This is a genomic window from Pectobacterium polonicum, assembly GCF_005497185.1.
Lineage (GTDB): Bacteria > Pseudomonadota > Gammaproteobacteria > Enterobacterales > Enterobacteriaceae > Pectobacterium > Pectobacterium polonicum.
The window spans coordinates 67,098-86,745 of the sequence record NZ_RJTN01000021.1; the positions used below are offsets into that span (position 1 = coordinate 67,098).

Below are 19,648 nucleotides of genomic sequence, written 5' to 3' on the forward strand. Positions count from 1 at the left end.
TGCAAAAAGGCTAACACGGTGTTACCACCGCCTTTTCATTTGCAGCATTCACACACTACGTTCGTAACCCGCGTCCGCGTTCAATCAGCCACCAGACCAGCAGATAAAATACCACGATAAAGGCAATCAGTACCGACATGGTGAACAGCAGCGGCACATCCTGAATCCCAAGAAAGCCGTAGCGGAAGCCGCTGATCATGTACACCACCGGGTTCAGTTTGGAAACGGCCTGCCAGACGGGCGGTAAGAGCGTCAGCGAGTAAAATACCCCGCCCAGATAGGTCAACGGCGTTAATACGAACGTCGGAATCAGGCTGATATCATCAAAGGTTTTCGCAAACACCGCATTCAGTAATCCCGCCAGCGAGAACAGCGTCGCCGTCAGTAGCAGCGTTAGAACGATGATCCACCAGGCATGAACATGTAGCGGAACGAAGAACAACGACACTGCGGTTACCAGAATGCCGACGCACAGACCGCGCGCGATACCGCCGCCAATATACCCCGCAATGATCACGTGTGTTGGCACTGGCGCGACCAGCAACTCTTCAATATTGCGCTGGAATTTAGCGCTGAAGAAGGAAGAGGCGACGTTGGCATAGGCGTTGGTAATCACCGCCATCATAATTAGACCCGGCACGATAAACTGCATGTAGGTAAAACCGTGCATTTCCCCAATACGTGAACCGATCAAGTTGCCGAAAATAATAAAATACAGCGTCATGGTGATCACGGGTGGCACCAGCGTCTGAATCCATATACGGCCAAAACGGGTCACTTCTTTAACCCAGATACTCTGTAGCGCCACCCAATACAAACGCATCATGCCTTTTCTCCCTTACCGTTCACGCCGTCCCCATTAACCAACGTGACAAACAGCTCTTCCAACCGGTTAGCTTTATTACGCATACTTAATATTGTTATCCCCTGCGCGCTTAGCTGGCTGAATAGCGCGTTCAAACCTTGCTCGCGCATCACATCCACTTCCAGCGTTGACGTATCCATCAGACGGAACGCATAACCTTCAAGCTGTGGTAGCGGGCTTTTTGCCGCCAGATCGAAAATAAACGTTTCGGACTTCAGTTGAGCAAGCAGTTGCTTCATCGAGGTATTTTCCACCAGCTCACCTCGCTGAATGATCCCGATGTTGCGGCACAGCATTTCCGCTTCTTCCAGATAGTGCGTCGTCAGGATAATCGTCGTGCCCTGCGCATTTAGCTCTTTCAAAAAACCCCACATGGAACGACGCAATTCGATATCCACACCCGCCGTTGGTTCATCAAGAATCAGCAACTTAGGTTCATGCATTAACGCACGTGCAATCATCAGGCGGCGCTTCATCCCCCCCGACAACATCATTGCTTTTTCGCTGCGTTTCCCCCACAAATCCAGCTGTTTCAGATATTTTTCGGCACGCTGCAACGCATCCTGACGTTTCACGCCATAGTAACCCGCCTGATTAACCACAATCTGTAATACCGTTTCGAACTGATTGAAGTTAAATTCCTGCGGAACCAGCCCCAACTGGCGTTTCGCATTCACTTTATCCAGCTCAAGGTCATAGCCGAAGACGCGAACTTTCCCGGCGGTTTTGTTCACCAACGAGCTGATAATCCCAATCGTAGTGGATTTTCCTGCGCCATTCGGCCCCAGCAGCGCATAGAAATCCCCTGCTTCCACGTTCAGGTCGATTCCCCGTAACGCCTTGACGCCTCCCGAATAAGTTTTGGTTAGTTGCGCCAGTTCCAGTGCATATGTCATAAGAAATGGATTGCCTTATTATCAGTGAGTTCTACAGATTCAAAGTGTGACAAATATATACTCTAAATAATTCAAGTTGCAGGTAGGCGGCAAAGGAAGGACAAATTCGTCGGGAACGAATTTGACCAGCCAACGGCTGGCCTCCGGTGAGAGACAGGATGTCTCTCCCTCATCCCGATGAACTTACTCAGGTAAGTGATTCGGGTGACTGACAAATCTGCCAGTGGCAGATTTGAACGCGGCTTGCAGCGGACCCAACGGGGCGAGGCACACCAGTGTGCCGAGTAACGCAGCCAACGCACATGCAACTTGAAGTATGACGAGTATAAACTATCGTTTTTCAAACGACGCATGTTGCCTTATATTACTCATCACTGCCCCTTGTTTGTTACAGGTCATTTACTTTCATGAAAGAAATTGAAACGCTCATCGCCAATAACCAGCTTTGGTCTAAAACGATGGTGGAAGAGGACCCTGGCTATTTTGAACGCCTGGCGCAGGCGCAACGTCCCCGTTTTCTATGGATTGGATGCTCGGACAGTCGCGTACCTGCGGAAAGTCTGACCAGCCTTGAGCCTGGTGAACTGTTTGTTCACCGCAACGTCGCAAATCTGGTTATTCACACCGACCTCAATTGCCTGTCTGTCGTGCAATATGCCGTCGAAGTTCTCGAAGTCGAACACATCATCATCTGCGGCCACTACGGCTGTGGCGGTGTTCAGGCGGCGGTGGAAAACCCGGAACTGGGTTTGATTAACAACTGGCTGCTGCATATCCGTGATTTGTGGTACAAGCATAGTTCGCTGCTGGGGGAATTGCCTCCCGAACAGCGCCTGAATACGCTCTGTGAAATCAACGTTGTCGAGCAGGTTTATAACCTCGGCCACTCCACCATCATGCAGTCCGCCTGGAAACGTGGGCAGAAAGTCACCATCCACGGCTGGGTGTACGGTATTCAGGATGGCCGACTGCGCGATCTGGAAGTGACTGCAACCAACCGGGAGACGCTGGAACAGCGTTATCGCCGCGCGATTTCCACCCTGTCTTGATTCGCAGCCTGACGCCCACTCACTGGGCGTCGCTCACGGCATCGGCCTTACCTTGACCGTTATTCTTGCGGAACAACCTTGCCGACATAAGGTAAATGGCGATAGTGCTGAGCATAGTCGATGCCGTATCCCACAACGAATTCATCAGGGATCGAGAACCCAACCCACTCAACTTTCACCGCCACTTCACGGCGCTCTGGCTTATCCAATAGCGTACAGATAGCCAACGATTTTGGCTCACGCAGTTGCAGAATTTCTCGCACTCTGCTCAGGGTATTGCCCGAATCGATAATATCTTCAACGATCAATACGTCTTTGCCGCGAATATCTTCATCCAAATCTTTCAGGATTTTAACATCGCGCGTACTGTTCATACCGCTGCCATAGCTGGATGCCGTCATGAAATCCACTTCGTGAGGGACATCGATCGCCCGGCATAAATCGGCCATAAAGATAAACGAGCCGCGCAATAGCCCCACCAGCACCATATCGCTGCCGCTATCACGGTAGTGTTCGCTGATCTGTTGCCCCAGTTCGGTAACCCGCGCCATCACTTCCTGCTCAGAAATCATGACTTCCACGGTATGTTTCATCATACTGATAACTCTTTGAAGTAAGGTATTCAGCACCATCGGAAAAATGACAGACTCATTATCGATGATGCGCCAATGCTGATGTCAATCAGCCCAGGTCATGCCCAGGCGCGCGAAGTATATCAGAAACCACACCATGAAGGAGACACCATGAGCACACCCTCTGTGGATGTTTGCTACAAAGTGAACGCCCCACTTTCCCGCCAGCAGTTCGTTGAGCTGTTAGCGAAAACCTCATTGGGGCCGCGTCGCCCGCTGGATGATGAGACAGCGATTGCAGGTATGCTTAAGCACGCCAATCTGCTGGTTTCCGCATGGCGAGGGGATACTCTGATTGGGATTGCGCGCAGCGTAACAGATTTTCATTTTTGCTGTTATCTGTCCGATCTGGCCGTGTCAGACAACTGTCAGCATGCGGGAATAGGAAAGAAGCTGATTCAGGAAACCGCTCAGCAGCTTGAAAAAGGCTGCAAAATTATTTTGCTGGCTGCGCCGCTGGCGGTGGATTACTACCCGAAATTAGGGTTTGAAAAGCACAACAGCGCCTGGATCATGCCTGCGTCAGATTTACACGCAGACGCGTAGTCATTTCGTTTCAGAGCCGTCAGCCGTATTGCTGACGGCCGGCAAAGCAGGGTACAGGACCGGAGGGTCCGTCTTAATGCTCAAACGTATCTGCTGTCCTGGCTCAAACCAGTTGCCGGTCTGCACCAATAACATCAGTTCCCCCAGCTTTACCCGATACAAGTTTGATGTCCCCATAAACAGCCGATCTTCGATAAATGCCGGACCATCAGGATCGAGCGCCAACGCCACATCAGCAGGACGCACCATCCAGTCGCACGGCGAATCGATCGGCTGATTGAGTGGGTGTGTTGCATGATGATCGCCCAATGGGCTCTGCCATTGGTGGTCGCTCATAATCTTTACGGGCAGATAATTCGTATTCCCCATAAAATCAGCCACAAAGCGGCTGTTCGGCCGATGGTACAGCTCAGAGGGATAGCCCTGCTGCATAATTTTTCCTTCATCCAACAGAATCAGATGATCGGCGCAGGCAAAAGCTTCTTCCCGGCTGTGCGTGGCGAACACCGCCGCGACATGACGCTGTTTGAGAACCTGCCGTAATTCAGTAATCAGGCGATAGCGGGTCTGGCTGTCCAAACCGGGAAACGGTTCGTCCAGCAGCAGCAGTTTCGGCTCACAGGCCAGCGCGCGGGCAATCGCCAAACGCTGTTGCTGTTCATTTGATAGCTCGTGTGGATAACGCGCGGCAACCTCATCCAGTTGCAAAAGCGCCAGCATCTCCGCACAAATTGGCTTTACCTCGCTTTCCGGACGGCCATATAACCCAAACGCAATATTGCCTGCAACAGTCAGGTGCGGGAAAAGTGCATAGTCCTGAAAAATCAGCCCAACCTGACGCCGTTCAGGCAAGACGTACTCTTGCGGTGAACTGACTGGCTCCCCCTCTAACAAGATCTTGCCCTGGGTAATCGGTAGCAGGCCCGCAATCACCTGTAATAACGCCGTCTTACCGCAACCGTTCTTGCCCAGTAGGCAGATAGTCTCATCATCACGCACGGAAAATGAGATGTTCTCCAACACGGGAGACTGCTGCAACGAACAACTTACCGACTGAACGCTCAGAATATCTATCGACGCGGCCATGTGATTATCCTTTTATATTCAATGCGCGATTCAGCCCAAAAACTGGTATCAGCCCTACCGCCACTAACACCAGCGCAGGAAAGGCAAATGACGCGACTTGCTCACTCGCCGTAAAGCGAAAAACATAGGTTGCCAGCGTATCGATCCCAAAAGGACGCAGCAGCAACGAGACATTCAACTCTTTCATGCTTTCCGTGAAAATCAGCAACGCGCCGATGAACACACTGCGGCGCAACAACGGCATATGCACGCGCGACCAACGGCTGAGGGGGGAAGCCCCCAGCACGAGGCTCGCACTATCCAGCGACCGCGGAATAGCGTCCATGCTGCGCTCAAGGCTGTCTAGCATCAAACGCCCAAATTTAACGCTATAGGCAAGAATGAGAATAAACAATGAACCCGCCAGCCAAGCATCTGCTGTGGGTAGTCCGGCTGCGTTAGCAAAAAGAGTAATCCCTCTATCCACCAACGACAGCAAGGTAAACAGCCCAACGGCCAGTACCGCGCCAGGCAAAGCAAAACTCAGGCTCACCAGCCGAACCGGCGTCTGGTTGGCGAACATGCCAGCCGTACGGGTGTAGAAGATAAACGACAGCGCCATTAACGTAATGATGACGGTCGCCGTGGAAGACGCCAGTAGGCTATTCGTCACCGCATGAAGGAATGCTATATCCCATACCGACAGCATATGGCGGAGTGCCAAAAAGAGGAGATACAACAGCGGAAACAGGAATGACAGACAGACAATTCCCCAGCAGTAACCGCGAGCGACCTTGCTGCGCCACCCGCTCAACACAGGCGGAACCACCAGAGAAGCGTTCGACTGAGCCTGATAAATTTTCTGCTTCCGGCGCCAAAAATTAACCAGAAACATCAAGAGAAAGATCGCGGGCAGAATCAACACACCAAGGCGCGACGCCGCCCCGAGATCGCCCTGTCCCTGCCAGATATCGAGCACCTGTGTTGTCATGGTTGGAATACCAAGATAAGACGCGGCACCATAATCGCCTAATGTCTCGACCACCACTAACGCGCCACCGCAGGCAATCGCAGGTAGCGCAATAGGCAAGCATAAGCGACGGAATACCTGGGAACGTGTCTGATTCAGCAAACGAGCCGAATGGATAAGGCTAGCAGGCTGTTTCACCAGTGCTTCACGCACCAACAGGTAAATGTAGGGGTATAAAACGAGCGCCAGCGTCAGACTCACGCAGCCCAGTGAAACAGATAGCCCAACGGCGTGGGATTCTCCCCACGATGGTGCTATCTGTAGCCCCCACTCCCGCAACAGCGAGGAAAGATGCCGCGACACATCGGTATAAAGGTAAGCAAGCAGGAACGCAGGCATCGCGAGTGGTAGGCAAAGCGCCCATTGCAGCACACGATGGCCGGGAAAACGGTACATGGCGATGAGCCAGGCTGAAGGCAACCCAAACAGCAAGCTGAAAAAAAGCGTGCCAATCACGATAACCGCAGAATGCATCAGATAAGTGGGTAACCCGATTTGCCACAGTTGGGTAAACCCCATTCCGTCGGCAAAAAAAACCTGATAAAAAACCGTCGCTAAAGGAAGCAGCAACAGTCCCGCCAACAACCAACTACTGACGCGCCAGACACCGGAGATCATAGAATAAAAACTGTATTAGATGAGATCGCTGTTATTAATAACAGAGCCTGACAGCGGCGTCATCGTATCAAACAACGATAAATAGGCTCTAATCCTGCGATTAACCTGACACGACTTTTATTATTGAAATGAAATCAAAAAAATAATCTATATTTCATGGAGTTAATAAAAATATTTCTCCCTCGTCCATGACCCGTTTTTTTATCATCATTCCCGAAATAATTCGAGCTGCAAGACAAGATGTTAGCGTTTTGAACCGCGCAATGTGTGCATCCACGAAAATGAGGGTTTAAGAAAAATCAACGCATGTGCCGCTTGAAAGATGATGGGATATCAGATGTTTCCCGTAAGAAAGCTTGGAAAACCCTGCGATATCTGTGATAACGTCAGCTGACGATATTTGGAACAGGTTCAACCATGAAAAACTCTGCGCTGGCTCTGCTCCTGCTAAGCCTGATGAGCTTCTCTTCCGCCAGCAAGGCGCTGAATGAATTTGAGGCGGAAGATCTGGCCGATCTAACCGCGATCTTTGTTTATCTGAAAAACCACTGTGGTTACCAAGACCTGCCAAATGAACAGGTTCGTCGGACGTTGGTCGCATTCGCTCAGCAGAACCGCTGGGATCTTAGCAATTATAGCGCCTATGACATGACAGCGATGGGTGAAGACAGCTATCGCGATCTCAGTAAAATCGCAATTCCAACGCCGAAGAAATGTCAGTCTCTGGCACGTAATTCGCTCGGTTTACTCTCCTACGCGCAGTAATTCCGCCCCCTCCTCCGTACTGACTGAAATTTGACCGTGCAAGCGGCAAAAGAGTCGGCTATGATGGCGCGCCAATTTTCATGGCTGTTATCGCGGAGGAAGCCCTAACATGTCCCAGAAAGAAATTTGGTATGAAACCCTGCATGCCAACTTTGGCCAATATTTTTCGGTTGATCGGGTGCTGTATCACGAGAAGACCGATCACCAAGATCTCATCATTTTTGAAAACAAGGCGTTAGGTCGCGTGATGGCGCTTGACGGCGTGGTGCAAACCACCGAGCGCGATGAATTCATCTATCACGAAATGCTCACCCACGTTCCTCTTCTGTCACACGGCAACGCCAAACGCGTACTGATTATCGGTGGCGGCGATGGCGGCATGTTGCGGGAAGTCAGTCGACACCGCGGCGTCGAACAGATCACGATGGTAGAAATCGATGCGGGCGTGGTGGAGTTTTGTCGCCAGTATCTGCCCAATCACAGCGCCGGTAGCTATGACGACCCGCGTTTTAATCTGGTGATTGATGACGGCGTAAACTTCGTCAGACAGTGCAGCGATAAGTTTGACGTTATCATTTCCGATTGCACCGACCCTGTCGGCCCCGGTGAAAGCCTGTTCACCTCAGATTTCTATCAGGGCTGCGCTCGCTGCCTGAACGAAGGCGGGATTTTTGTTGCTCAGAATGGCGTGTGTTTCCTGCAACAGGATGAAGCCGTCGGCAGCCATAAAAAACTCAGCCGCTATTTCAACGATGTCAGCTTTTATCAGGCCGCAATCCCGACGTACTACGGCGGCATTATGACGTTCGCCTGGGCCAGCAATCACCCGGCGCTGCGCCAGATAGACACCGCCACGCTGCACCAGCGTTTTGCGCAATCCGGTATCACCTGTCGCTATTACACACCAGATGTTCACATCGGCAGTTTTGCCCTGCCACAGTATCTGTTGAGCGCGTTACAGAATGCGCAATAGCCCATCACTTAGGGTAACCACACAACCACAAGGGGGTGACGTAAATTGCACAAGCTGAAGCTACACGGCTTTAATAACCTAACGAAAAGCCTGAGTTTTTGTATCTACGATATCTGTTACACCAAAACGGCTGACGATCGCGATGGTTACATCGCCTATATCGACGAACAATATAACGCTAACCGTTTAACAGAAATCCTCACTGAAACCTGCTCAATTATCGGTGCCAACGTCCTTAACATCGCGCGTCAGGACTATGACCCACAAGGTGCCAGCGTGACCATTCTGGTCAGCGAAGAACCTATCGATCCACGGGATGTCGATACCTCAGAACACCCAGGGCCGCTACCCAACTCCGTCGTGGCGCACCTGGATAAAAGCCATATCTGCGTTCATACCTACCCGGAAAGCCACCCAGAAGGCGGGCTGTGCACCTTCCGTGCGGACATAGAAGTGTCAACCTGTGGCGTAATCTCACCGCTGAAAGCGCTGAACTACCTTATCCACCAGCTTGAATCCGATATTGTGACCATCGACTATCGCGTGCGGGGATTTACCCGTGATGTCAACGGCATAAAACATTTCATCGATCATCAGATCAATTCGGTTCAGAACTTCATGTCTGAGGATATGAAAGCGCTCTATCACATGATGGATGTGAACGTGTATCAGGAAAATATCTTTCATACCAAGATGTTATTGAAGGATTTCGACCTCAAGCATTACCTGTTCAACGTCAGCCCTGAAGCACTCAGCGCGGCTGAACGGAAAAGAATCACCGATCTGCTGTATCACGAAATGCAGGAAATCTATTACGGCAGAAACCTGCCTGTCCTGTAATCAATACATATAGGGTGTATCTCTTAGTCACAAATATAAGGGCATCAAGGATTTTGCCGTTATCCGGCGTGAAAATTATGCAGCGGTGCGCTTGACCGCCGAGTGAGCGACAGGACGTCGCGAAAGCCAGCGCCATGCCGGGAGCATGTCGCTGGCGGCTCGAAAAGCGAGCATGGGCACCGATGGAACCGCGTAGCGGCATAATTTAGCCGGAAGCCTGGGTTCGCAGGGCGGCGGCGACTGAGCGCCCTGCGTCGGGCGCGTGCTATGAAGTAGCATGAAAATGCTGGTTTCATTGCGCACGAAATTGTCTCTTAGTCAGCATAAAAAAGCGTTACTAAGAAGCCACCTTTTACCAAAGGAAAGCTGGATTAGTCATGTTGGCTTTTGTCTTTCCCACATTACCCTTCATTTCGTCGCACACTATTTCGTCAAAAATGATGCGCGTCACATTTATTTATTTCTGCATTTTTTACTTGCATTCTCTCCCAGCCTTGCTGCATCTGGGTTTGCGTCAATTGGTATAAGGTCAACTAAAAATCATATATCTTGTGTGGTTGAAATTTTAAATGCCCACATCTAGTATTCTTTGTGTAGCCGTCACGTAACGGGTCGCTACCCAGTGGATCGGTTCGGGCGCACATGCCCTGAAGATAGCCGCTCCGACATACTTCTTTCACGCCAAAGGGTAAATACGAATCATGCGTATTACTATTTTCACTAAGCCAGATTGTGTTCAATGCAACGCCACATGCCGTGCGTTGGACAAGCAAGGAATTAACTATCAACTGGTGGACTTAACTGAAGATGAACAGGCGTTACAGCAGGTAAGAGCGTTGGGCTATCAGCAGGTGCCCGTCGTGATGACGGCCGACGATCATTGGAGCGGCTTCCGCCCGGATAAGATCAGTACTCTGAACGCCGCCCTGCAATTGCAGTAAGGGGGCAATATGAACCCGCTGGTCTATTTCTCCAGCCAGTCGGAAAACACGCATCGCTTCATTTCCAGGATCGGCTTACCCGCCCTGAGAATCCCGATAGCGACAGAACAGCCTGCATTGAAAGTTGAACGCCCCTATATTCTGGTTGTCCCCAGCTACGGCGGAGGCAGCACGAAAGGGGCTGTGCCGCGTCAGGTCATCATCTTTCTCAACAATCCGCACAATCGCGCTTATCTACGCGGCGTGATTGCCGCAGGCAATACCAATTTCGGTGCAGCGTACTGCATCGCCGGTGACATCATTGCGCAGAAATGTCAGGTGCCTTACCTGTACCGCTTTGAATTGCTCGGCACGGCAGAAGACGTTGCAAACGTGCGTAAGGGAGTAACTGAATTTTGGCAACAACAGACCACGTGAGTGCAAAGGCAACCAAAGCCGACGCGGATGCCCACTCGCTCGATTACCATACACTCGACTACCATGCGCTGAACGCGATGCTCAACCTCTACGACGCAGAGGGGAATATCCAGTTCGAGATGGATAAGCTCGCGGCGCGCCGTTATTTCCTACAGCATGTGAACCAGAACACCGTGTTCTTCCACAATCTGGAAGAAAAGCTGCGTTATCTGGTCGAAGAAGGTTACTACGAAGCGGACGTGCTGGATCAATACCATTTCGATTTCATCAAGAGCCTTTTCCAGCAGGCTTACGCTCACAAGTTCCGCTTTCAAACCTTTTTGGGTGCGTTCAAATACTATACCGGTTATACGCTGAAAACCTTTGATGGCAAACGCTATCTTGAACGCTACGAAGATCGCGTTTGTCTCGTAGCGCTAGCGCTTGCCAAAGGGGACACAACACTGGCTAGCGCGCTGGTTGACGAGATTATCAGCGGACGTTTCCAGCCCGCCACGCCCACGTTTCTCAACTGCGGTAAAAAACAGCGCGGCGAGCTGGTTTCCTGCTTCCTGCTGCGCATTGAAGATAATATGGAGTCGATTGGTCGCGCGATTAACTCCGCGCTTCAGCTCTCAAAACGCGGCGGTGGCGTCGCCTTCATGCTTAGCAACATCCGTGAAACCGGTGCGCCGATCAAACGTATCGAGAACCAATCGTCCGGCATTATCCCGATCATGAAAATGCTGGAGGATGCGTTCTCCTACGCCAACCAGCTTGGTGCGCGTCAGGGCGCGGGCGCGGTGTACCTCAACGCGCATCACCCGGATATTCTGCGTTTTCTGGATACCAAGCGGGAAAATGCCGATGAGAAAATCCGTATCAAGACGCTGTCTTTGGGTGTGGTCATCCCCGATATCACATTCCAGCTCGCGAAGAATAATCAGGTGATGTACCTGTTCTCACCTTATGATGTTGAACAGGTTTACGGCGTGCCGCTGTCGGAAATTAGCGTCACCGAAAAATACCACGAGATGGTTAACGACAAGCGCATCCGTAAATCCCAAATCAAGGCACGCGAATTCTTCCAGATCCTCGCCGAGATCCAGTTCGAGTCCGGTTATCCCTACATGATGTTTGAGGATACGGTGAATCGCGCAAACCCGATTCACGGCCGCATCAATATGAGCAACCTGTGCTCTGAGATTTTGCAGGTCAATGACGCCAGCCTGTACGATGACGATCTTGGCTATCGTCACATCGGCAAAGACATTTCGTGTAACCTCGGTTCGATGAATATCGCCAACGCAATGGCCTCGCCCGATTTCGGCCAAACAGTTGAAATGGCGATCCGCGCGCTGACCGCCGTTTCCGACATGAGCCACATCCGCTCCGTGCCGTCTATTGAAAAAGGCAACGACGAATCCCATGCGATTGGTTTAGGTCAGATGAATCTGCACGGCTACCTGGCGAAAGAGCGTATTTTTTACGGTACAGAAGAAGCCATCGATTTCACCAATATCTATTTTTACACCGTCGCTTTCCACGCGATTCGGGCATCAAACGCGCTAGCGATAGAGCGTAACCAGCGTTTCGCAGGTTTTGAACTCTCCAAATACGCCACGGGCGAGTATTTTGATAAATACGTCGAACAACAGTGGGAACCGACAACAGACCGCGCACGTGAGCTGTTTGAACAGGCTGGCATCCACATTCCCACTCAGCAGGACTGGGCGGCACTGCGCGAATCTGTTATTGCGCACGGCATTTACAACCAGAATCTGCAAGCGGTTCCGCCGACCGGTTCGATTTCGTATATCAACCACTCGACGTCCAGCATTCACCCGATTGTGTCACGTATCGAAATTCGTAAAGAGGGCAAGATCGGTCGCGTCTACTACCCTGCCCCATATATGAACAATGACAATCTGGAGTATTACCAGGATGCCTATGAAATCGGGCCGCAGAAGATTATCGACACCTATGCCGCCGCAACGCAGCATGTCGATCAGGGGCTGTCGCTGACGCTGTTTTTCCGCGATACCGCCACCACGCGCGACATCAATAAAGCGCAGATCTACGCCTGGACCAAAGGCATTAAGACTATTTATTACATTCGCATACGGCAGATGGCGCTGGAAGGCACCGAAGTTCAGGGCTGTGTGTCCTGTGCGCTATAAGCCATCGCGGAAGGAAATCGAAGCATGACCGCACTCACTCGCGTCCAGGCGATTAACTGGAACAAAATTGAAGACGACAAAGATTTGGAAGTCTGGAACCGGCTGACGTCTAACTTCTGGCTGCCGGAAAAGGTGCCGCTTTCTAACGATATTCCATCGTGGAGCACGCTGAATGCCCGCGAACGTCAGTTGACGATCCGCGTGTTCACTGGCCTGACGCTGTTGGATACCATCCAAAATACGCTGGGCGCGCCGACGCTCATGCCCGATGCGGTGACGCCGCACGAAGAAGCCGTGCTGTCTAACATCAGCTTTATGGAAGCGGTGCATGCCCGCTCATACAGCTCTATTTTCTCGACGCTGTGTCTAACCAGCGAAGTTGATGATGCGTATCGTTGGAGCGAAGAGAATACGGCGTTACAGAAGAAATCCGACATTATTCTGTCGCACTACCGCAGTGACGATCCGCTGATGAAGAAAGTCGCCAGCGTGTTTCTGGAATCATTCCTGTTCTACTCTGGATTCTATCTGCCAATGTACTGGTCAAGCCGCGCCAAACTGACCAACACAGCGGATTTGATCCGACTGATCATCCGCGACGAAGCGGTACACGGCTACTATATTGGCTACAAATTCCAGCGTGGGTTAGTGAAGGCCGATCCTGCTCGTCAGCAGCAGGTGAAAAATTTCGCCTACGATCTGCTACAGGATTTGTATGACAATGAGGTGTTGTATACGCAGGAGCTCTATGACGGCGTCGGTTGGACGGAAGACGTGAAGAAATTCCTCCACTACAACGCGAACAAAGCGCTGATGAATTTGGGTTATGAAGCGTTGTTCCCCGCCAGCATGACGGATGTGAACCCCGCGATTCTCTCGGCGCTCTCGCCAAATGCCGATGAGAACCACGACTTCTTCTCTGGCTCAGGTTCATCTTATGTGATCGGTAAAGCCGTCAACACAGAAGACGAAGATTGGGATTTTTAAAAAAACGGCCATCGCATTTTTGGTGGCCATTTTTCTATAAGAATCAGAAATGAAAAAACCCTGAATCATTGCTGATTCAGGGTCTTCATATAAGTGGCGGAACGGACGGGGCTCGAACCCGCGACCCCCTGCGTGACAGGCAGGTATTCTAACCAACTGAACTACCGCTCCACTCATGCTCACTGAGCGAGATGAATACTAAGATGATGGCACTATTACGTCAATGCTTTTTATAACTAACCGCTTCTGTTTGCTTATAATTTCAGCTTAGTGACTATTCTCTCCCCATGACATAACGACCTATCTATCTTGCTATGTAAAGGGGGATACTTCAGCGGTATTATTCTGCTCGCCACAGGCAGCTACCACCTTTTTTAGCAATCAGATCCAAGCGTTGCTCATGTGCTAATAGCTCGGCCTCATCGGCATAAAGCACCTTTAGCGCTGATTGTGGACGGACAATTCTTTGGATCGTCTCGCTATTCTCATTCTGCTGCTGCGTTTCACCTTCCGTCGAAAAAGTTAGCGACGTTTGACCACCGGTCATCGCCAGATAAACTTCTGCCAGAATCTCGGCATCGAGCAATGCGCCGTGCAGCGTACGCTTGCTATTATCTATTAAATAGCGATCGCAGAGCGCATCCAAACTGTTCCGTTTGCCGGGAAAGATCTTCCGCGCCATAAGCAGGCTATCGGTGATCTTACAGAACGTTTCCGTCTTAGGAAGATCCCGATTCAGCAATCGAAATTCATAATCCATAAAGCCGATATCAAACATCGCGTTATGAATGACCAACTCCGCGCCACGGATAAAATCGAGGAAATCATCCGCAATATCAGCATACATCGGTTTGTCAGCAAGAAATTCATCGCTGATACCATGTATGTTATAGGCCTCTGGGTCAACTAAACGGTCGGGTTTGATGTAGACGTGAAAATGGCGGCCAGTCAGGCGACGGTTAATCACCTCGACCGCACCGATCTCGATAATTTTATGCCCTTCGTAGTGAACCCCCAGTTTATTCATACCGGTGGTTTCTGTATCGAGGACGATTTGTCGCGTAATTTCAGTGCTCATCGTTTTCGTTTATGTCAGACTTGCCGTTTTTACCATGAGGGAGAGTCTACCAGAGATGCGCAAACAGGTAGAAATTTTCACCGACGGATCTTGCCTCGGTAATCCCGGCCCCGGCGGTTATGGCGCCCTGCTGCGCTACAAGCAGCACGAAAAAGCGTTAAGTGCAGGTTATCGTCTTACAACGAATAACAGAATGGAGTTGATGGCCGCGATTGCAGCGCTTGAAACACTGACCACCGACTGTGATGTCGTACTCAGCACAGATAGCCAATATGTTCGTCAGGGGATCACCAGTTGGATTCATAACTGGAAAAAGCGTGGTTGGAAAACCGCTGACAAAAAACCCGTCAAGAATGTCGATCTCTGGAAAAGGTTGGATACCGCGATTCAACGTCATTCCGTGCGCTGGGAATGGGTAAAAGGGCATGCCGGACACCCAGAAAACGAGCGCTGCGATGAGCTTGCTCGCGCCGCCGCCAGTGCGCCAACACTTGATGACATTGGCTATCAGGCGGAGTAAATCACCGTAGGCATCTCTCTCATCTCCGATATATCTTTGTTGCGCCCACTGTGCGGCGCACAGATGCTTTCTGCAACCGCGTTCTCATCGGCGTGAACGTTAGCGGAATCGTTCTCTTTCGGGCAATAATTAACGTCAGGCACCCTAGCATCGGAATATGTTTATTCAACTTCCCCTTATTCCTTCGCCATGGCGTAACGTGAAAGTGAGTCTGATGAATAACCTCATAGTTCAATAGCCCCAACCAGTCCGTGATGCGCATTTGAGTAAACATACGGCTGCAATAGGGATGCTTTTTATTAACCCGAGGGATCAGTTTGCCAAGACCAACCAAACTGATCGGATTAAATGTGCTCAGGATTAACCAACCATCGTCGATCAAAACGCGATCAACCTCGCGTAGAACACGATGTGGGTCCGACGAATAAGACAGCGTTTGAGCAAGTAAGCAGGCATCGATCGACTTTTCAGAGAAAGGCAGTTGATGGGCATCAGCCACGACCTGAAGATTATCACCGTGTGGAGCAACGTTAACCTGATGCGCGATTGCGCACTCTGTTACATCGATTTCTGCACTCAGCGCCCCTATCTTGATAAGGTGAAAACCAAAGAGTTTTGGCCACCATGGCAACAAAGCCAGCTCAAGCGACTCGCGATAAAACTGCCCGCAGGTGATATCATCCCATGAATCAGGGGCAACAATGGTCTGAGGAATTTGTGCCGATTTCATCGTCTGTTCTCGCCCTCAGGCTGCTAGAAAAAGAGGTGATGAATGAATCTTATCAGTATCCCCGCACTTCAGGACAACTACATTTGGTTATTGAGTAATAAAGACAAGCGTTGTGTGATCGTCGATCCGGGTGAGGCGAGCCCAGTGCTAAATGCGCTCGTTCAAAACTCACTTTTCCCCGAAGCAATTTTGCTCACTCACCACCATAACGACCATGTGGGAGGTGTCCGTGAGATACTCAATCATTACCCTAACTTGCCCGTTTTCGGCCCGAAAGAAACCGCTAAATGCGGCGCAACCTATCTCGTCAAGGAAGGAAATACCGTCTCTTTGTTAAATTCGGAATTTTCTGCAATTGAGGTTCCAGGGCATACATTAGGTCATATTGCCTACTATAATGCGCCGTTTTTGTTCTGCGGTGATACGCTATTTTCAGCAGGATGCGGCCGAATACTTGAAGGAACAGCGAAGCAACTTTATGAATCAATTAGTAAAATAGCAGCACTCCCTGATGATACCGTAGTGTGCTGTGCCCATGAATACACGTTATCAAACTTAACGTTTTCTAATGCTATATGGCCAGAAGAGCCAAGTATTGAAGCTTATCTCCATAAAATCAGCCAGATACGCGAAAAATCGCAGTCTAGCCTGCCAACAACATTAGGGCTGGAAAGAAGAATTAATCTTTTTCTCCGTTGCCATGAATTTGATTTAAAAAGAAAATTATCAAAAGAACCTGAAAATATAGAGAATTGGCAAGTTTTTGAGCTGCTACGCAGCAAGAAAGACTGCTTCTGAAGGTTTAGGTTGTGCTATTCCTCTAATCAAAGTATCCTTGCTCGTCTTTTAAGCAACTATTGACCAACATATGAAGGCTAAAGCGATAATCATCGCCTCAGTCTTGCTAGTCGGTTGTCAGGTATCGCCACATGACACCTCGCAACCGAAACAGCATGCACAGAGTTTGTCTTCGGCAAGTCAAAGTGAAGCAGGAAAGTACACAGATAGCCGAGAGGCCTCCGCGCGATGGTTAGATGACGATAGCCTCGCGCAACGAGATCTGTGGAACTTCATTGGCGACGAGCTGAAGATGGAGGTTCCGGATAACGCCCGGGTCCGCGAGCAAAAAACGCGTTATTTGAAAAATAAGAGCTATCTCCACGATGTAACATTACGGGCAGAGCCGTACATGTACTGGATAGTCGAGCAGATTAAGCAACGTAAAATGCCGATGGAACTGGTACTGCTACCCATAGTGGAGAGCGCTTTTGATCCAAGTGCCACATCATCCGCCAATGCCGCTGGGCTATGGCAGATTATCCCTGGCACAGGACTTAATTATGGTTTGAAACAAAACCAGTGGTATGACGGGCGTCGCGACGTAATTGCGTCTACGACAGCTGCGCTGGATATGATGCAACGTCTCAACACGATGTTTGATGGTGACTGGTTATTGACGGTTGCCGCATACAACAGTGGTGAAGGCCGTGTCATGCAGGCGATGAAAGTAAATAAAGCAAAAGGAAAATCAACCAACTTTTGGGCATTGGCGTTACCGCGTGAAACGTCCATTTATGTTCCTAAGATGTTAGCCTTGAGCGATATTCTTAAAAACAGCAAGAAGTATGGCGTAAGCCTGCCGCAACCCAATGAAAGCCGGGCATTAGCCAAGGTTGAGCTGGGGCAGCAGATAGAATTGACTCAAGCCGCTGAGATGGCTGGCCTGTCGTTGAATAAGCTGAAGAGCTATAACTCGGGCTATAAGCGTAATGTAACCGCACCAAATGGGCCACATTACATTATGGTTCCTAAAGCTCACGTTGAGCAGTTGAAAGATTCACTGGCTGATGGTGACATCGCAGCGATTCAACCAACACGCTTAGCGCAAACGCAGTCAGCATCACAGCAATATAAGGTACGCTCAGGCGACACCTTATCGGCAATTGCAGCGCGGCTTAATGTCAGCGCTAAAGATTTGCAGAGCTGGAACAATCTACGTAGCGCTGGTGCGCTCAGGGTTGGACAGACATTGCAAGTTGCCAAAGCGTCAGGTAATAGCAGCTCTATCACCTATCAAGTACGAAAGGGTGATTCGCTGGCAAGTATTGCTAAACGCCACGGCGTAAATATCGCTGATGTAATGCGCTGGAATACGGTTATCAATAAGAATGCCAACATCCAGCCAGGCGATCGTCTGACGCTTTATGTTAGCAGCAACATAAAACCTGATTCTTAAGAATCAGCAACAAAATGCAGCCCTCCTACAGAAATGTAGAGGGCTGTTTTTTTATCGCCATTAAATCAGGCTGAATTCGACAAGCAGTGGATTATGATCTGAGGCCTGAGTCACCAATACAGAAGACTGGTTAACGATCACCCCACGGTAAAAGACGAAATCTAGCGGTCGTCCAAACGCCTTACGCCGCTGGTCATCAACAAAATAGACCTCCTGCAACTCCATCCTTGTCGCAAACCGATTAAGTGCATTGATACGTTGCTGACTCCATGCATTGAAATCCCCAGCCATAATAGCCGGCCCTTGATGATGTATGAGCTGTTCCCCAATTGCAGCTAGTTGTTTGGTATAAACCTCAACACCAAAGCTAAAGTTAACCGCATGGATATTGATAACCATCAGCCTCTGCCCATTCTGAAGCGCATAGACCGTTACTAAAGAAGACTTAGCCAAACGCAGTAAAGGTTCCCGTTCACGTAAAGGACAGCAATATACAGGTTGGGCTGCTGATAGCGTCATCACACCGGATGGGTGCTGCGGGAGGATAATGGCAGGTACTTGATCGGCAGAAAGGTAGTTAGTGGTTGCAAAACGGATAAGGTCTGGCGTACTTTGCGCTTCCTGTAATAGGACAAGCTGGGTATCTTTGCCGAAATTCTGCAACACAGAAAGCCAATTCATTCTTTGTTGCTTAAAAATATTCCACACCATTACGCGTAAAACATCCCCCTCCAGCAACAACGAGCCTGTCGGTATCGTTTGCCCAGGATAATACATTTCCCCAGGAGGAAAGATACGTTCGGCTGGTTGGCCGGCAACATATCTCATTGCATAGGTTCTTTTCCGCACGACTCGTCCACTATCCGTTTCAATACACCAAATACCCTACCAAAAAAATGTCCTCTTCCGTTATAAGAATTTTATCGCAGACTTGTCGCGTGCACTGCCCGTAGAGAAGAAAAAGAGAAAATGATTGGCGAAAAAACGTAAGAAGAAGAAAAAAGAGAAAGTTATCTAAAAACTCTAATGTTATACATACAAGAAAAAGCCCTAAGCTAATGCTTAGGGCTTTTCAAATAAGTGGCGGAACGGACGGGGCTCGAACCCGCGACCCCCTGCGTGACAGGCAGGTATTCTAACCAACTGAACTACCGCTCCACCGAATTTCTTTACAACCACCAGATTACTCCGGCTTACTGCTTAATTTGATGCCTGGCAGTTCCCTACTCTCACATGGGGAAGCCCCACACTACCATCGGCGCTACGGCGTTTCACTTCTGAGTTCGGCATGGGGTCAGGTG

General features: G+C 50.0%; 20 protein-coding genes, 2 tRNA genes and 1 rRNA gene. 12 read left to right on the plus strand and 11 right to left on the minus strand.

All coding sequences use genetic code 11. The annotated features are described in order from the left end of the window. Window positions 1-55: 55 nt before the first annotated feature. Complete coding sequence (locus EDI29_RS18260) at window positions 56-826, minus strand: ABC transporter permease (RefSeq protein ID WP_137742031.1); 771 nt, start codon at window positions 824-826, stop codon at window positions 56-58. Further along, window positions 823-1,761: an ABC transporter ATP-binding protein gene (locus EDI29_RS18265; RefSeq protein ID WP_137742032.1), complete on the minus strand. Its 939-nt coding sequence runs from the start codon at window positions 1,759-1,761 to the stop codon at window positions 823-825. Before EDI29_RS18265 ends, EDI29_RS18260 begins: the two co-directional genes overlap by 4 nt. A gap of 407 nt (window positions 1,762-2,168) precedes the next feature. Here EDI29_RS18265 and can point away from each other — a divergent pair, with 407 nt between their 5' ends. Next, a complete protein-coding gene (gene can, locus EDI29_RS18270) occupies window positions 2,169-2,810 on the plus strand; it encodes a carbonate dehydratase (RefSeq protein WP_005969011.1) in 642 nt (213 codons plus the stop codon). Between the two features lie 59 nt (window positions 2,811-2,869). On the opposite strand, the gene hpt is transcribed toward can, so the two are convergent. Beyond that, entirely contained in the window at window positions 2,870-3,403 is a 534-nt protein-coding gene (gene hpt / locus EDI29_RS18275) for a hypoxanthine phosphoribosyltransferase (protein WP_011094841.1), read from the minus strand. Between the two features lie 150 nt (window positions 3,404-3,553). Here hpt and EDI29_RS18280 point away from each other — a divergent pair, with 150 nt between their 5' ends. After that, complete coding sequence (locus tag EDI29_RS18280) at window positions 3,554-3,988, plus strand: GNAT family N-acetyltransferase (protein ID WP_137742033.1); 435 nt, start codon at window positions 3,554-3,556, stop codon at window positions 3,986-3,988. On the opposite strand, the gene EDI29_RS18285 is transcribed toward EDI29_RS18280, so the two are convergent. Next, window positions 3,989-5,074 (minus strand): ABC transporter ATP-binding protein, encoded by a 1,086-nt coding sequence (locus tag EDI29_RS18285; RefSeq protein ID WP_137742034.1) that lies wholly within the window; start codon window positions 5,072-5,074, stop codon window positions 3,989-3,991. Between the two features lie 4 nt (window positions 5,075-5,078). Further along, entirely contained in the window at window positions 5,079-6,701 is a 1,623-nt protein-coding gene (locus EDI29_RS18290) for an ABC transporter permease (RefSeq protein WP_137742035.1), read from the minus strand. Between the two features lie 417 nt (window positions 6,702-7,118). Between EDI29_RS18290 and EDI29_RS18295 the strand changes: the two genes are divergently transcribed. The 7 genes from EDI29_RS18295 to nrdF all read left to right on the plus strand — a co-directional run bounded on the left by EDI29_RS18295 (window position 7,119) and on the right by nrdF (window position 13,783). Next, window positions 7,119-7,466, plus strand: a complete 348-nt coding sequence (locus tag EDI29_RS18295; RefSeq protein WP_005968999.1) for a YacC family pilotin-like protein — start codon at window positions 7,119-7,121, stop codon at window positions 7,464-7,466. Window positions 7,467-7,575: 109 nt separating this feature from the next. Continuing rightward, on the plus strand, window positions 7,576-8,439 hold the full coding sequence (speE, locus tag EDI29_RS18300; RefSeq protein ID WP_137742036.1) for a polyamine aminopropyltransferase: 864 nt from the start codon (window positions 7,576-7,578) through the stop codon (window positions 8,437-8,439). A gap of 45 nt (window positions 8,440-8,484) precedes the next feature. Beyond that, entirely contained in the window at window positions 8,485-9,279 is a 795-nt protein-coding gene (speD, locus tag EDI29_RS18305) for an adenosylmethionine decarboxylase (protein ID WP_010308862.1), read from the plus strand. Window positions 9,280-9,980: 701 nt separating this feature from the next. After that, window positions 9,981-10,220, plus strand: a complete 240-nt coding sequence (gene nrdH, locus EDI29_RS18310) for a glutaredoxin-like protein NrdH (protein ID WP_014916295.1) — start codon at window positions 9,981-9,983, stop codon at window positions 10,218-10,220. Window positions 10,221-10,229: 9 nt separating this feature from the next. Continuing rightward, window positions 10,230-10,637, plus strand: a complete 408-nt coding sequence (gene nrdI / locus EDI29_RS18315) for a class Ib ribonucleoside-diphosphate reductase assembly flavoprotein NrdI (protein WP_137742037.1) — start codon at window positions 10,230-10,232, stop codon at window positions 10,635-10,637. Next, the gene (nrdE, locus tag EDI29_RS18320; RefSeq protein WP_137742046.1) at window positions 10,634-12,796 is read left to right on the plus strand and encodes a class 1b ribonucleoside-diphosphate reductase subunit alpha; all 2,163 of its coding nucleotides are present in this window, start codon (window positions 10,634-10,636) and stop codon (window positions 12,794-12,796) included. Before nrdI ends, nrdE begins: the two co-directional genes overlap by 4 nt. A gap of 24 nt (window positions 12,797-12,820) precedes the next feature. Further along, window positions 12,821-13,783, plus strand: coding sequence for a class 1b ribonucleoside-diphosphate reductase subunit beta (gene nrdF / locus EDI29_RS18325; protein WP_137742038.1), 963 nt, complete (start codon window positions 12,821-12,823; stop codon window positions 13,781-13,783). Between the two features lie 94 nt (window positions 13,784-13,877). Here the strand turns inward: nrdF and EDI29_RS18330 are convergent. Beyond that, window positions 13,878-13,954, minus strand: a tRNA-Asp gene (locus EDI29_RS18330). A 169-nt stretch (window positions 13,955-14,123) separates the two neighbouring features. Next, on the minus strand, window positions 14,124-14,861 hold the full coding sequence (dnaQ, locus tag EDI29_RS18335) for a DNA polymerase III subunit epsilon (protein ID WP_107169954.1): 738 nt from the start codon (window positions 14,859-14,861) through the stop codon (window positions 14,124-14,126). Between dnaQ and rnhA the strand changes: the two genes are divergently transcribed. Beyond that, window positions 14,815-15,381, plus strand: a complete 567-nt coding sequence (gene rnhA / locus EDI29_RS18340; protein WP_167494535.1) for a ribonuclease HI — start codon at window positions 14,815-14,817, stop codon at window positions 15,379-15,381. The genes dnaQ and rnhA overlap by 47 nt on opposite strands. 19 nt (window positions 15,382-15,400) lie before the next feature. On the opposite strand, the gene EDI29_RS18345 is transcribed toward rnhA, so the two are convergent. Continuing rightward, window positions 15,401-16,111 (minus strand): class I SAM-dependent methyltransferase, encoded by a 711-nt coding sequence (locus EDI29_RS18345; protein ID WP_137742040.1) that lies wholly within the window; start codon window positions 16,109-16,111, stop codon window positions 15,401-15,403. Window positions 16,112-16,153: 42 nt separating this feature from the next. Here EDI29_RS18345 and gloB point away from each other — a divergent pair, with 42 nt between their 5' ends. Both gloB and mltD read left to right on the plus strand, forming a co-directional pair. After that, window positions 16,154-16,909: a hydroxyacylglutathione hydrolase gene (gloB, locus tag EDI29_RS18350; RefSeq protein WP_137742041.1), complete on the plus strand. Its 756-nt coding sequence runs from the start codon at window positions 16,154-16,156 to the stop codon at window positions 16,907-16,909. A gap of 70 nt (window positions 16,910-16,979) precedes the next feature. After that, complete coding sequence (gene mltD, locus EDI29_RS18355; RefSeq protein ID WP_137742042.1) at window positions 16,980-18,347, plus strand: murein transglycosylase D; 1,368 nt, start codon at window positions 16,980-16,982, stop codon at window positions 18,345-18,347. Between the two features lie 60 nt (window positions 18,348-18,407). Here mltD and EDI29_RS18360 read toward each other — a convergent pair whose 3' ends face one another. The 3 genes from EDI29_RS18360 to rrf form a co-directional block, all read right to left on the minus strand. Beyond that, window positions 18,408-19,196 (minus strand): endonuclease/exonuclease/phosphatase family protein, encoded by a 789-nt coding sequence (locus EDI29_RS18360; protein ID WP_137742043.1) that lies wholly within the window; start codon window positions 19,194-19,196, stop codon window positions 18,408-18,410. Window positions 19,197-19,428: 232 nt separating this feature from the next. Next, window positions 19,429-19,505, minus strand: a tRNA-Asp gene (locus EDI29_RS18365). A 52-nt stretch (window positions 19,506-19,557) separates the two neighbouring features. After that, window positions 19,558-19,648: ribosomal RNA gene (gene rrf, locus EDI29_RS18370) — 5S ribosomal RNA — on the minus strand; the annotation flags it as partial.